10 protein-coding genes are annotated in these 13,938 nt (G+C 42.4%); 4 read left to right on the plus strand and 6 right to left on the minus strand.

Annotated elements, in window-relative coordinates; all coding sequences use genetic code 11:
* Nucleotides 1-284 precede the first annotated feature (284 nt).
* Entirely contained in the window at nucleotides 285-2,303 is a 2,019-nt protein-coding gene (locus ACPEIW_RS04775; protein ID WP_425663356.1) for a DUF4037 domain-containing protein, read from the plus strand.
* Nucleotides 2,303-2,947, plus strand: a complete 645-nt coding sequence (locus tag ACPEIW_RS04780) for a DUF4125 family protein (protein ID WP_425663358.1) — start codon at nucleotides 2,303-2,305, stop codon at nucleotides 2,945-2,947. The genes ACPEIW_RS04775 and ACPEIW_RS04780 overlap by 1 nt, the downstream gene beginning before the upstream one ends.
* A gap of 5 nt (nucleotides 2,948-2,952) precedes the next feature.
* Here ACPEIW_RS04780 and ACPEIW_RS04785 read toward each other — a convergent pair whose 3' ends face one another.
* From ACPEIW_RS04785 to hflX, 6 genes are all read right to left on the minus strand, one after another.
* Complete coding sequence (locus tag ACPEIW_RS04785; protein WP_162862693.1) at nucleotides 2,953-3,654, minus strand: HAD family hydrolase; 702 nt, start codon at nucleotides 3,652-3,654, stop codon at nucleotides 2,953-2,955.
* A gap of 13 nt (nucleotides 3,655-3,667) precedes the next feature.
* Nucleotides 3,668-4,147 (minus strand): metal-sulfur cluster assembly factor, encoded by a 480-nt coding sequence (locus ACPEIW_RS04790; RefSeq protein WP_410294233.1) that lies wholly within the window; start codon nucleotides 4,145-4,147, stop codon nucleotides 3,668-3,670.
* A gap of 53 nt (nucleotides 4,148-4,200) precedes the next feature.
* Complete coding sequence (gene sufU / locus ACPEIW_RS04795) at nucleotides 4,201-4,827, minus strand: Fe-S cluster assembly sulfur transfer protein SufU (protein WP_425663361.1); 627 nt, start codon at nucleotides 4,825-4,827, stop codon at nucleotides 4,201-4,203.
* 28 nt (nucleotides 4,828-4,855) lie between these two features.
* The gene (locus tag ACPEIW_RS04800; protein ID WP_116438585.1) at nucleotides 4,856-6,202 is read right to left on the minus strand and encodes a SufS family cysteine desulfurase; all 1,347 of its coding nucleotides are present in this window, start codon (nucleotides 6,200-6,202) and stop codon (nucleotides 4,856-4,858) included.
* A gap of 154 nt (nucleotides 6,203-6,356) precedes the next feature.
* Nucleotides 6,357-7,319: an L-lactate dehydrogenase gene (locus ACPEIW_RS04805; RefSeq protein WP_425663363.1), complete on the minus strand. Its 963-nt coding sequence runs from the start codon at nucleotides 7,317-7,319 to the stop codon at nucleotides 6,357-6,359.
* 131 nt (nucleotides 7,320-7,450) lie between these two features.
* Nucleotides 7,451-8,920, minus strand: coding sequence for a GTPase HflX (gene hflX, locus ACPEIW_RS04810; RefSeq protein ID WP_425664424.1), 1,470 nt, complete (start codon nucleotides 8,918-8,920; stop codon nucleotides 7,451-7,453).
* Between the two features lie 168 nt (nucleotides 8,921-9,088).
* Between hflX and ACPEIW_RS04815 the strand changes: the two genes are divergently transcribed.
* Both ACPEIW_RS04815 and hrpA read left to right on the plus strand, forming a co-directional pair.
* Nucleotides 9,089-9,790: a class I SAM-dependent methyltransferase gene (locus ACPEIW_RS04815; RefSeq protein WP_016787395.1), complete on the plus strand. Its 702-nt coding sequence runs from the start codon at nucleotides 9,089-9,091 to the stop codon at nucleotides 9,788-9,790.
* Between the two features lie 28 nt (nucleotides 9,791-9,818).
* On the plus strand, nucleotides 9,819-13,895 hold the full coding sequence (hrpA, locus tag ACPEIW_RS04820) for an ATP-dependent RNA helicase HrpA (protein WP_425663366.1): 4,077 nt from the start codon (nucleotides 9,819-9,821) through the stop codon (nucleotides 13,893-13,895).
* Nucleotides 13,896-13,938 lie beyond the last annotated feature (43 nt).

Here is a 13,938-nt window from a genome sequence, read left to right on the forward strand (position 1 = left end):
CTAGTCCTATGTAAATAAAAACACTAATCTAAATAAATCAACGCTAGCACTTTAAAAAAAAAATGGAAGAAAAAATGTAAAATTCCCTAAAAGATGATTCTTCTTTATACAAAAACTAATCTTAAACAAAAAAATTTAATATAAAATTATTACAAATCATAAAAAACAAGAATAACGTATATTGCAACACTCTTATAAACTTATAATTCTGTATAAACGCATAATTTTGTATGATTAAGTAGTGAGCAAAACGGAATTTAATCACAAGAAGCAAGGTGGCTTAAATGTTAAGCGTTTCGCAATTGTATAAAGAACTAGACAGTATGTTTGCTAATCACGCAAGCGCGCAAGAAATCGAAAAATACTTGCTAAACGCTCTAAACCAATCGCAAGCAAAAGCAAACCAAGAAGCATCAAACCAAGAAGCAAACGCTCAAGCATTGCAACTATCCGTGTTAAACGAGTTGATGGGATTTTATAGGTCTAGAGGAGAACACGCAAAAAACAAGCCAATCATTGATAATGCGCTAGATTTGGCAAAAAAGATGGATTTAGCAGGCAGCGAAGCTGGAACAACAACGCTGATTAACGCTGCTACTAGCCTACGAGCCGCGGGCAGCTATGAGCGCGCAACAGAAATATATTCTCAAGCTATTAAAGAATCATCGAAAACACTAAAACCAAACGATAGAAAACTCGCTGCCCTTCACAACAATCTTTCAATGCTTTACAGCGAAACAGGCAACACGAGCGAAGCAATTAATGAACTTAATATTGCGCTTGAAATATTGCAAAAATCGAGTATCGATCCTTCAACAGACATAGATATAGCAGCAACTCACACGAATCTTGCGCTTGCGATTTTGCAAGAATGTTCGAAGCCTAGCGAAAGCGTGAACAGCAAATCTACTACTCTTAACTCTGCTTTTGAACACGCTTCAACTAGTATTCGCATGTACATTGCAGGAAACAACCAAAATCAGCCGCATTATGCATCAGCTTTGGCAGGTTTTGCGCAAGTTCAATACGCACGAAAAGAATATTCCGACGCTGTAGACACATACAGTAAAGCGCTTGATTTGATTGCACAATGCTACGGAAAAGATAGCGAGTCGTACGCGATTACGTTGGAAAATTTGCAGCAAGCGCAGAAGGCAGCAGAAAAATTTACGGCGAGCGGCATGGCGGATGCGATTCAGTGCGCTGCGGAAAAATCGCAAGCAACCGATGATCTGCAGCCAGAGTCAAATAAAACTAAAAAAGCAGAAGATAATCCAAAAATAAAAAACGGCATGCAACTTGCAAAAGAATATTGGCAAACTTACGGAAAGCAACTACTGGAATTACCAAAATTTAGAGACTACAAAAACCGCATAGCCGCAGGATTAGTTGGCCACGGATCGGAATGCTACGGATTTGACGACGAGATTTCGCGCGACCACGATTTTGGCCCAGGATTCTGCTTATGGCTTACAGATGAAGACTATGCGAAAATTGGCGATGATTTGCAAGCCGCTTACAACGATTTGCCGCAAGAATACGCTGGTTTTGGCTCTCGCGAAGAAACTCCACGCGCTAAATCATGCGAAAGCAGCAAGCGAGTCGGAGTATTTAGCATAAGCGAATTTTTTGAAAACATAACGGGATTTGCTACTGCTCCAAGCCAAGACGAGCCGCATTTATGGCTTTCGCTAAGCGAGCCAACACTTGCTGCAGCTACGAACGGCCAAATTTTTGCAGACCCACTTGGAGAATTTAGCAAAACGCGTCAAAGTTTTAAGCTTATGCCAGACGATGTGAGAATCTCGCTAATCTCTAGAAGGCTTGGCATGATGGCTCAAGCAGGTCAATACAATGTTCCACGAATGCTAGCGCGAACAGACGGAGCTGCAGCGTGGCTTTCTATAAACGAATTTGTGCGCGCAACCGCTTCAATCGTATTCTTGCTAAATAACCCAATAAGTGCAGGATATTTGCCATATTATAAGTGGCAATTTGCAGCACTTCGCAAGCTAAGCGCGCGAATGGCGTCTAGGCTTTCTGGCGTAGCAAATCAACTTGAATCGCTTATGCGACTAAGTAGCGCGGCGTGCTTTGGCGGAATCGGATTTGGCGAAGGCACAAAAGGCAGCAGCGAAGCTGAATCTAAAATAAACGAGATTATTCAAAACGTGTGCAACGAAGTAGTGCAAGAGCTTAAATATCAAGGTTTAAGCAATTGCAATGAAACATTTTTAGAATGGCAACGCCCGTATGTTGAAGCGCATATTAATTCGCGCGCTGCGTGCTTAAGGAGCTTATGATGTGCAATTCATTATCAAATCTAAAAACGCAAAATCCAAAAACGCAAAAGCTTGCAGAAGAAATTACAAAACTAGAATGGCAGCAATTCCAGCTTACGCAAAACGAAGGCGGACGCGCGAATTGTCAAGGAAACTGGCCAACATTCCACATTATGAGAATGAGCCAATTTTTAACTTGGCCTCTGGATTTGCAAGAGTCTTATAAAAAAGATTTTGAGCGCGCAAATAGCAATGGCAGAAATTTGATAACAGAAAAATATGCAAGAATGATGGAGTCTACTGCGCCAGAAATTTTTGAGCGCACAATTAAGCCTTATATTAAGCCGATTTTAGAGCCTAGAAAAAGCGAGCAAGAGAAGATTATTTTAACGCAAGTTAAGTGGGCCGATGATTTTCGCAATCACTACCCTCATTTAGGTCTTGCAATGCGCGTTCTAAAAACAAGCGAAGATACAGAAGAAAATACATCTTTTGAAACGTATTTGCGAGGAGAATTAAGCACGTATTCTGATGATACTTTTGCTAAATATAAATCTTTTATAGAAGATTTGCTTGCAAAAAATCTAAATCTCACTCAGATGATTATTGAAAATACTGTGCACATGTATGGCTACGATTCACTTGAATCAGCCGACAAATGTTGAGGCAACTATAGCGTGAATAGTTTTGCAAATGCACAGTCGATTCTTTGCGCAGTTTTTAAGCTACGCAAATCCGATTCAACAAAAACAGTAGAAGATGCGTTCAAACCATTTTTGCTCAAAAAATCTCTATAAATCATAATATTCGGCTTGCGCAAATGAGATTCGCAAGATGCACTAACGCCATTTATCTCGCCAAGTATTGGGCAAGTTGCGCGCGCGCAATCAATCCACTCTTGCGAAGCGTTTCCCAACGCCCAAACGCGCACACCTTTTGCAATCAAATCGCGAGCAAAAGACGCAAAACGCGCTCGCTCCCCTAAAAATCCGCGTGAAAAATTCTTAAAATACAGGCGATAAAGCCAAGTTACAGCAGGACCGTGATGCTCACTAAACGATTCCAGTGCGCGCTGGCTGCTCCATGCAGCCTCTCGCAAAGCTTCGTGAAACTCAAAACCCCATTCTGGCTCGTAACTAAACAGAACTTCGCCAATATAATCTGGGTAATCTGACTCCAATGTGCGGCGCGCATCCCAATCAACAAGAAGATGCAAGTCAAAAACAACATCTGTTATGCTGTTTTCAACAATTTTTTGCGCGCACAAATCGCAATAATCGTCGCTATTCTTAATAAAATTATCGCTATTCTTGCAATCGTCACTATTCTTAAAATCATTGCAATTAGGCGAAAAATCTTCTGTGCAAATCATTAAAAATCCTAAATTATTCGGTTGGCGAAATTCCGCCAATATAGGACGACATTCCATCACCAGCGCCAGGAGCACCAGGAGCTCCAACACCAACGCCAGAAACACCAACCCCAGCCCCAAAGTTAGCAGGCAAATTGTTCAAATTATAACCAAGCGCCTCAAGCTGCGCGCGCCCATCTTCCGTAATATTTTCAACGCTCCAACGCGGCTTCCAAGTCCAATCAATCCTAAATTCGTCTACAAGTCCAACCAGCGCACTCGCGCACTCGTCTTCAATCAAATCCGTAAGCGGGCAAGCAGGCGTTGTAAGCGTCATCGTAAGAATCGCGCGACCAAGCTCATCAATCTCAATCCCGTAAACTAAGCCCAAATCAACAACATCAATACCAAGCTCTGGGTCCACAACATTGTGCAAAGCCTCTTGAATATCTTCCTCGCTTACGCGCCCAATATTGTTTGCGCTAAGAGTTGATTCTGCTTGATTTTCTGCCATCTTGTTCCTTATTTTTAGCGTTACACTACGATTTTATAAAGCCATATACGATTTTATAAAGCCTCAATAGCCTTTGCAATACCGTCTTTTAAGCCTTCCCATGCAAGCAATGCACACTTGATTCGCATTGGATATTTAGAAACGCCTTGAAAAACCATTGCATCTTCCAACTCATCTTCGTCTTGCTCGTTTTTTAATCCCACTCCCCTAGATTCCATAAGCTTGTGGAAAAGAGCGGCTAATCGCAAGGCATCCGCAACAGTTTTTCCCTCAACCAAATCAACCATAATCGAAAGACTCGCTTGCGAAATTGAGCAACCGTGGCCATCCCACTTAATACTTTTTATAAGCGCATTGCTTGAATTATCAACATTTTTAGCGAGTTCCACATGCATAGTAACCTCATCTCCGCAAGTTGGATTAAATTGATGAGATTCCCCAAATGCATAGTCTTTACTAGCTTCTATAGCACAATTTTCGTGATGATTTGTAATTTTTATATTAGAATCGTTTTTTAGCTCATCGGTTGCTGGCGACTCTGCTTTAGAAAGGCTCTCCGTGCTTAAAAAATGCGCCTTTCCGTGCGGATTTCTAGCAGCATCTAAAATCACTTCTTGATACATGCTTTCTAATCCGCTACTTGCACCGTTACCGTCATCATCAAAACTCATATCAAACATACGCTCTCCTTGCATTAAAATATTACGACTATGCGCCAAAATATGCGCGAACTTTGGAAACAGCTTCGATTAATTCGCGAGTTTCTTCGATTGTGTTATAAACTCCAACAGACGCGCGATTCGAAGCATACACGCCAAAATGGCGATGAATCGGCTGAGCGCAATGATGCCCAACGCGAATCGCAATTCCTTGCGCATCCAAAAACTGGCCAACGTCATGCGGATGCACTCCTTCAACTTCAAAAGAAACCGTTGCAATGCGCTTGCTTAAATCAAGCGGGCCAAGCACGCGAACTCCTGGAACATCTTGCAATTTAAGCAATTCCTCAGCAAGTTCCTGCTCATGCTTTGCAACTCGATTCATGCCCAACGAGCAAAGCCAATCCGCTGCAACTCCTGCAGCAACCATTTGCGCAACTGGCTGAGTTCCCGCCTCAAAACGGTAAGGCGCTTGCATATATTGCGCTGGCTTGTTAAGCCACGCAAGCTCCACCATAGATCCCCCAAAATTGGCTGGTGGAAGAGCGTTCAAAAGATTACGTCGACCATACAAGAACCCAACTCCCGTAGGTCCGTACATTTTATGAGCACTAAACGCTGCAAAATCAACATCTAGCGCGTGAAAATCAACTGGAATATGCGGAACGGACTGGCAAGCGTCAAGAACAAAAATCGCCCCAACCTGGTGCGCGCGCTTGCAAATCGGCGAAACATCCGTGATTGCGCCCGTAACATTGCTAATATGCGTAACTGCAACGATTTTCGTGCGCTCATCAATAACAGTGCTCAAATAATCCGCGTCTGCGCGCACGCGACCATCTTCACTTACATCGATCCATCGAAGCTCCGCGCCAGAGCGAATCGCAAGCTCTTGGAATGGCAATAAAACGGAATGATGGTCTGCGCGAGAAACAACAATATTATCCCCCTCATTAATCACAAAATGCTGGCGCAAAGTTAAGTTATCTTCCGCAAAACCAGGGCGATTTAACCTAGAGTTAATAGTTGCGTTTCCAATAGAAGTAGCAAGAAGATTCAGCGCTCCTGTAGCGCCAGGCGTAACAACAATCTCTTCGCTGCCTTCTTTGCTACAAGCACCAACGAGTTTTGCAACCTTTGCGCGCGCTTGTTCAAACGCAACAGTGCTAAGCGCTGCCAACTCGTGCGCGCCTCTATGAACACCAGCATTAATCGTTTTGTAAAACTCGCTTTCGGCATTAATTACAACTTGCGGCTTTTGAGAAGTTGCTGCAGAATCCAAGTAAATCAAGGGTTTTGAATGTACTTTGCGACTTAAAATCGGAAATTGGAGCCTTAAATCTTCAAAATCACGCATTAGCGCAAAGTCTGTATCAAGATTTTTATGATTAAACATTCAAATCACCTTTTAATCAAATTTATAACTTAAAAGCCGCTCCCCCAAACAAAGATTGAAGGAGCGACTTTCAAGACTTAAATCTTAGTAATTAGCGCTTTACGAACAGCCAAGCATAAAAGCATAAAAGCTTAAATCATAAAGCAAAAACTAATTAGAATCCAAATTGTGCCGCAGCTTGACGAAGAGTCTCTGCAGAACGCTTCAAAGCAGCAAGCTCGCGATCCGAAACTGGAGTATTCAAGCGAGAATTTACGCCGTTGCGGTTCAACAAAGTTGGAACCGACATGCAAACGTCTGAGATTCCATGGAAGTCTTCAAGCAAAGAAGAAACTGGCAAAATGCGGTTGGTGTCTCGAAGAACAGCCTCAACAATATCTACGCCAGACATTGCAATAGCGTAGTTTGTAGCGCCTTTACCGTTAATAATCTTGTATGCTGCGTTCTTAACTTCTTGATGAATCTCTTCGCGCTTAGCTTCATCCAATGGCTCATGACCTGGAAGAGCATTCCACTCGCACATTGGAACGCCACCAATAGTTGCAGAAGCCCAAAGAGGAACTTCGGAATCGCCATGTTCGCCAGCAATATAAGCGTGAACGTTCTTAACATTCACACCAGTGTGCTGAGCAATAAGGAAGCGCAAACGTGCAGAATCAAGGTTTGTACCCGATCCAAACATTTGATTAGCAGGAAGACCAGAAAGCTTCATAGAAACATGCGTAACAACGTCAACAGGATTTGTAATAAGCATGTAAATTGCGTTTGGAGCAACCTTAACAACATTAGGAATAATCGACTTCATAATATTGATAGTTGCACCTGCAAGCTCCAAACGAGTCTGACCAGTCTTTTGACGAGCGCCAGCAGTAATAACAACCATATCGGCATCGCGGCAAATTTCAACATCGTCGGAGCCAGCAATAGAAACAGCTGGGTAGAAGCTAGAACCGTGCTGCATATCGAGCACTTCTGCTTCAACACGTTCCTTAGCGATATCCTCAAGCACAATTTCACGAGCAACACCGCGCTGAGCAGCAGCAAACGCAAGCGTAGAACCTACTGCGCCAGCACCAATAATCGCAAGCTTTGTTGGCTTAACCTGAGAATTCACCATTAGAAAACCCCTTTTCCACAAAACAGAGTCAACCCTCTAGCTAATAAATAACTCAAAATATAAGGGCTGCTCTAACAATAGAGATATATGCATGAACAGTTTTTACTTTAATCACACCTAAGGAATTTTGTTTAAAGCGCAATTTGCATAAGTTTTGCAGCCAAAGAATCTCCAACAAAAGCATCTAATTCTATGCCAGAATCCTTATATTCCGCCGATTTTACAATGCCATTTTCTCTAACTTTAGATAGCAAAGATCCAGAATAATCACTATAAGGAAGCTTAACTTTAACGTGAACATGTGGCGAAGGTAACAAATTTTCTACGCGCGCTTTTAGATGCTCAATATTTTCGCCACTTTGCGCAGACACAATTAAAGAATCGGGGTACAACGATTGCAAGCGCAAACGCATTGGCTCTTGCATAACATCCGACTTATTAAACGCAATAATTTGCGCAATATCTTCCACTCCGTCAATTTGAGCTAAAACCTCGTTAACTGCCTCAATTTGAGAAACAGGATCTGGGTGAGAACCGTCAACAACGTGCAAAATAACGTCTGCTTGGCCAACTTCTTCCAAAGTGGACTTAAACGCTTCTACTAGCTGAGTTGGCAGCCTTCGCACAAAACCAACCGTGTCTACAAGCGTGTACGCGCGACCATCTTTAGTTAAAGACTTTCGAACAGCAGTATCCAAAGTGGCAAAAAGCGCATTTTCTACAAGCTCCTTAGAGCCAGTAAGTCTATTTATAATCGAAGATTTTCCAGCGTTTGTATACCCCACTACTGCAACAGTTGGAATATCTTGACGACGCCTAGATCCACGCTTTGTCTCGCGAGTTGGTGCCATTAGCGCAATGTCGTGACGCAATTTTGAAATTCGATTCCTAATTGCACGCCTATCCATTTCGATTTTTGTTTCTCCAGGGCCTCTAGAGCCTATTCCAGCGTCTCCAGCAGCGCGGCCGCCAGCCTGCCTAGAAAGAGCAGCACCCCAACCTCTAAGTCGCGGAAGCATGTATTGAAGCTGAGCAAGCTCGACTTGTGCCTTTCCTTCCCTGCTTGTTGCATGTTGAGCGAAAATATCTAAAATAACAGCCGTTCTATCTACAACCTTGACTTTAGTAGCGTCTTCCAAAGCTCTTCTCTGGCTTGGTGGAAGATCGTCGTCTACAACAATCGTATCCGCATCATTTTGAGCTACAACCGCTGCAAGTTCACGCGCTTTTCCAGAACCAACATACGTTGCTGCATCTGGCCTATATCTTTGCTGCAACATGCCGTCACACACTACTGCTCCAGCGGTTTTAGCAAGAGCCGCCAACTCTCTAAGAGACTCTTCTGCTTGGCTTAGAGTTCCGCGAGCGCTAGACCACACGCCTACTAAAACAACGCGTTCCAGCCTTAGTTTTCTGTACTCTACTTCGGTTACGTCTTGTAATTCTCCAAGACCAGCAACTCGTTTTAACGCGTTTCTTGATTCACGCTCTTGCCAAGCTTCGTCGTTACTTTCTATGCTTGATCCAGCGTTTGCATCGTCTAGCAGAACTTCACTATGGCCTGAAAGAAAGTCTTTATGCTCATTTTTATGCTCGGGCATATTATTATCACCACTTGCCAAATCACTATTTGCTAAAGTATCTACCAAAACTATGCCCTTTGCTATTTTTCTTTAACTACTTACGTTAAATCCTTTATTAATACGCGATTTACAACGTTTGTTTTATTATTGTGAATCTAGAAGACATAATTTTTAACCAACACTAAAATGACTATTAACACTTTTAATAAAACTAAAAAGACGAGCAGCATTAATGCTACTAAAACAAACAAAAATGCTAAAGAATCTAAGACTAGCGGCGAACAGTATTTTTCCACTAATCCAAATTCATTAGACTTAAGACGAACTTTGCAAGTTGATTTGCGAGGCAAAGAAGTTAGCGTGCAAGTTTCTAACGGAGTTTTTAGCTCTTCTAAACTTGATTTAGGAACTGCAGTTCTTCTTAAACACGCTCCACAACCACCAGAAAATGGGCGATTTTTCGACATCGGTTGCGGCTGGGGCGCTATTAGCTTGGCTTTAGGTTTTGAATCCCCTAATGCGCAAATTTACGCTGTAGACGTTAACGAGCGCGCTCTAGAGCTTACTAATATTAACGCCAAGAATGCTGGATTAAATAACATTCACACTTATCTTGTAGAAGATGCATTAAAAGAAGATTCATCTAAAAACATTGATCTTATTTGGTCTAATCCTCCAATCCGCGTTGGAAAAGACGTTTTACACAATATTTTGCTCACGTGGCTTCCTCGCCTAAAAGTTGGTGGAGCTGCTTATTTGGTTGTTCAAAAAAATCTTGGCTCCGACTCCTTAATCCCTTGGCTTTCTAAAAATCTTGGTGAAGATTTTAGCGTTGAAAAATACGCAAGCTCTAAGGGATACAGGATTATAGAAGTCTTAAGAAAATAGTATTTAGCAGGATTTAATAGGATTTAATATGAATTTTGACTATCCTAGTGAACTGCCGATTTGTTCCGCACGCAACCAGATTATTGAAGCTATTAAAGAATCGCAAGTTGTAATCGTATCTGGTCAAACGGGTTCTGGAAAAACCACTCAAATACCAAAGATGGCTTTGGAACTTGGCAGAGGCGGTCGCGGAAAGCAAATTGTTCACACACAACCTCGCCGACTTGCTGCACGAACGGTTGCAGAGAGAATAGCAAGCGAAATGGGTGTTAAGCTTGGCGAAGAAATCGGCTACCAAGTGCGTTTTAACGACGAAAGCTCATCCAAAACAAAGCTTCGCATAGTTACGGACGGTATTCTGCTTGCTCAAATTCAGCGCGACCCACTTCTTACGCGCTATGACACTATTATTATTGACGAAGCTCACGAGCGCAGCCTAAACATTGATTTTTTGCTTGGATATTTAACAACTCTTTTGCCAAAGCGCAAAGACTTAAAGCTTATTATTACTTCTGCAACAATCGATTCTGCAAAGTTCAAAGACCATTTTGAGCAAGCTTTACACATTAAAGTTCCTGTTATAGAGGTTTCTGGGCGAACATACCCCGTGCGCGTACTTTACGAGCCGCTTGGAAGCGCACCTTCGCTTATGAAGCATGTTCCAGGTTTTGCAGATATTGCTATGGACGATGAAAGCGTTGAGCAAAGCCAATCTAACGAAAGCAATCGAGAAGATATTTGCGATGAAGACATTTCTTCTGCTGTAACTCGCGCATGCGCTCAACTTGTGATTCATTCAACACACACTCAAGGCGCGCGAGATATTATGGTTTTTGCTTCTGGCGAGCGCGATATTCGCGAGTTTGAAGCATCGTTGCGTTCTTATTTCGGTGCGCGCACAAGCGACATGAATCGCAGTGACGCCATTGAGATTGTTCCACTTTTTGCACGTCTTTCTTCTAAAGACCAGCATCGCGTTTTCGAGCATCACACGCATCAGCGCATTGTAATCGCCACTAATGTTGCAGAAACTTCTCTTACAGTGCCTTCAATTCGCTACGTTGTAGACCCTGGTTTTGCTAGAATTTCGCGATATTCTAAGTCTGCCAAAGTTCAGCGTCTTCCTATAGAACCTATTTCTCAAGCGAGTGCAGATCAGCGCTCTGGTCGTTGTGGGCGAATCGCAGACGGCATTGCTATTCGCTTGTATTCTAGGGAAGATTACGAGACTCGCCCGCGCTTTACAGACCCCGAGATTTTGCGCACTTCACTTGGTGCTGTTGTTTTACACATGCTCTCTGTTGGTGTTGCTAAAACTGGCGAAGATATAACGAATTTTGGATTCATTGATCCTCCAGATATTAAGGCTGTAAGCGACGGTTTTAACGAGCTTAGTGAGCTTGGTGCAATAAGTAGAAAATCTGGTGTTATAAGTTTGACTCGCATCGGCCGCGAGCTTAGTCATATTCCAATTGACATTCGTTTAGGCCGCATGATTATTGAGGCTGCGCGAAACACTACGCCTAATACTTTAGCTGCGATTCTTGTTATTGTTGCGTTTTTGAGTTTGCAAGATCCGCGCGAGCGCCCAGAGGAAAAGCGCGAGGAAGCCGATAGATTACACAATCGTTACGCAGACGAGTTAAGCGACTTTTTAACAGCATTGAATATTTGGGATCGCATATTCCAGGCGGATGGCGAAATCAGCAACAACGCGCTAAGGCGACTTTGCAAAGAGGAATTTTTCCACTTTTTACGCCTAAAACAGTGGAAAGATTTAGTTAATCAGCTTAAAGATTTATGCAAGGAGCTTCATTATAATGTTGGCGAAGCGCTGCCGATTAAACGCGCAAGCCTGCAAATACGCCAATTGCCAAATAATCAACAAGCAGCTCACAGTCTTTGTTGCACTTGGGATTATCAAGGAATCCACGCTTCTATGCTTTCTGGCTTGCTTTCTATGATTGGCATGCAAGTTATTCGCGAGCCTAAGGCTTCGGATTTTGCAGGACTTCGCGGAACAGCCAAAATTCGTGCCATTAAGCGCGCTCAAAAAATGGCAAAAAACGATTATCAAGGCGCTAGAAGCACAAGGTTTGCAATCTTCCCATCTTCATCTGTTTCTAAAACAACTCCTTCTTGGATTATATGTACGGAATTAGTTGAAACTTCTAGACTTTGGGCAAGGTATTGCGCGCAAATAGACCCTGCTTGGGCGGAGTCTTTAGCTAAGAACCTTACTCGCGTAACATATTTAGATGCTCATTGGAGCGCAAGCAAAGGTGCTGCAATTGCTCAATCGAAAGTGCTTTTATACGGCTTGCCTATTGTGCAAAATCGCACTGTTCAATGGTCTAAAATCAATCCTTATGAATCTAGAATATTGATGATTCGTCAAGGCTTAGTCGAAGGAAACGTTCAACAGCGTTTTCCATTCAACGATTTTATCTCCTCAAATATTAACGTTTTGAACGATGCCGATAATCAAACAAATCGCACTAGGCAAGCAAGCGAAACTGTAAACGACGAGGATTTGTTTACTTTTTACGATAATAAACTTCCTCAAGAAGCTACGACCATTGCAGATTTGGCTAAATGGTGGAAAAATTATAGGCTTCAAGACCCGCATTTTCTTGATTTTAACCCAGATTGTGTTGAGCGCTTGCAATACGCAAATGACACTGATTTAGCAGACTACCCCGATACTTGGCACACGATTGGGACAGACGGCCAGAGAATTAATTTGCGCTTAAGCTACATTTACGATCCGCATAATCCTTTAGATGGCGTAACCGTACACGTTCCACTTCATGCGCTTTTGCGACTTAAGACTCAAGAGTTTACTTGGAATGTGCCAGGCTTATTAGACGAGCTTATTATTGGCATGATCAAGTCTCTTCCTAAGACTTTGCGCGTTCAATTCGTGCCAGCTCCAGACACTGCGCGTAAGATCCGCGAGTGGATTGACGAAAACTACGATTATCTTCCAGGAATAAATGAGAATCCGCAAGAAGATTTTATTTGGCAAAACTTTAGCGAAGTCTTTACTAAAGCTGCGATTAGTGTTGTTGGAGCACAAATCCACCCAGAAGTTTTAAGCGAAGATCAGCTACAACGACTATCTCCTTATTTGCGCGTAACTTTTAGCGTTGAGCAAAAGAAAACTAATAAAAACAAACCTAATCAAAACAATTCGCATAATCAAGGCAACAAGCGCATTAAGCCTACTGTTTTAGGAACAGATAAGTCGCTAATAAGTCTTCAGCATCGATTTGCAAAATCAGCTCAAGAGTGTGCATTAAATGTTGTTAATAGCAAAGCGATTAAAGCTGCAAAAGCTGGAAATGTTGTTGAGAGAGCAGATTTGTTACACAAGTCTGGAGCAACTAATCTTTCTAGATCTCAAATGGTTTGGCAAGGCGCGCTTAACATGCTTATTTTAGACGATAAGCGCATTACATCTAGATGGCTCGGCAGCGAGGCTTTGCTACTTGCTTCTGCACCTTATAAGTCTTCTAAAGATTTGGCTCAAGATTTGCAAATGGCTGCTATTAAGCGCCTTATACCAAATACACAAAAAATTACTAACGATGTTGAGCTTAAAGAAGCCGTTGGCAATATTGCCGAAGTTTACGAAGACACGGTTTATAGCGTTGCACACAGTGTTATTGCCATTTTGGAGCGATTTGCTAAAGTCGAGTCTGCTGTTAGCGGCAAAGCCGACTTGCCAATGCTTAGTGTTCTTCAATCGATTAAAGAACATGCATCTTCGCTTGTTTTTCCTGGATTTATTGCAAAAGCAGATTCTGGCGCACTTAGTTCAATAGAGCGCTACTTACATGCGGATTTGATTCGACTTAACAAAGCTAAGTTAGACAAAAATCGAGATGTTCAATGGGCTTGGCAGGCAGATGAAGCTCATAAGCTTGTGTTAGAAGCTCAAAAGAGAGCAGAAAGCTTGCCTGCAGGACCTAATAGAGATGAAGCTCAAGAAAAAGCTCAAAAACTAAAGTGGATGTGCGAAGAATTCTACGTTTCTCTTTGGGCGCAAGAGCTTGGAACGGCATACCCAATTAGTATTCAGCGTATGAAAAAACTATGTTAGTGTAAAAACTATGTTAGTTTAAAAATGCGCGGCATAAGACTAC

The organism is Gardnerella piotii (genome assembly GCF_049815665.1).
Taxonomy (GTDB): Bacteria; Actinomycetota; Actinomycetes; order Actinomycetales; family Bifidobacteriaceae; genus Bifidobacterium; species Bifidobacterium piotii.

Coding starts and splice junctions, on each gene's coding strand:
- ACPEIW_RS04775 (WP_425663356.1), top strand. CDS start 285: ATGTTAAGCGTTTCGCAATTGTATAAAGAACTAGACAGTATGTTTGCT.
- ACPEIW_RS04780 (WP_425663358.1), top strand. CDS start 2,303: ATGTGCAATTCATTATCAAATCTAAAAACGCAAAATCCAAAAACGCAA.
- ACPEIW_RS04785 (WP_162862693.1), bottom strand. CDS start 3,654: ATGATTTGCACAGAAGATTTTTCGCCTAATTGCAATGATTTTAAGAAT.
- ACPEIW_RS04790 (WP_410294233.1), bottom strand. CDS start 4,147: ATGGCAGAAAATCAAGCAGAATCAACTCTTAGCGCAAACAATATTGGG.
- sufU (WP_425663361.1), bottom strand. CDS start 4,827: ATGTTTGATATGAGTTTTGATGATGACGGTAACGGTGCAAGTAGCGGA.
- ACPEIW_RS04800 (WP_116438585.1), bottom strand. CDS start 6,202: ATGTTTAATCATAAAAATCTTGATACAGACTTTGCGCTAATGCGTGAT.
- ACPEIW_RS04805 (WP_425663363.1), bottom strand. CDS start 7,319: ATGGTGAATTCTCAGGTTAAGCCAACAAAGCTTGCGATTATTGGTGCT.
- hflX (WP_425664424.1), bottom strand. CDS start 8,920: ATGCCCGAGCATAAAAATGAGCATAAAGACTTTCTTTCAGGCCATAGT.
- ACPEIW_RS04815 (WP_016787395.1), top strand. CDS start 9,089: ATGACTATTAACACTTTTAATAAAACTAAAAAGACGAGCAGCATTAAT.
- hrpA (WP_425663366.1), top strand. CDS start 9,819: ATGAATTTTGACTATCCTAGTGAACTGCCGATTTGTTCCGCACGCAAC.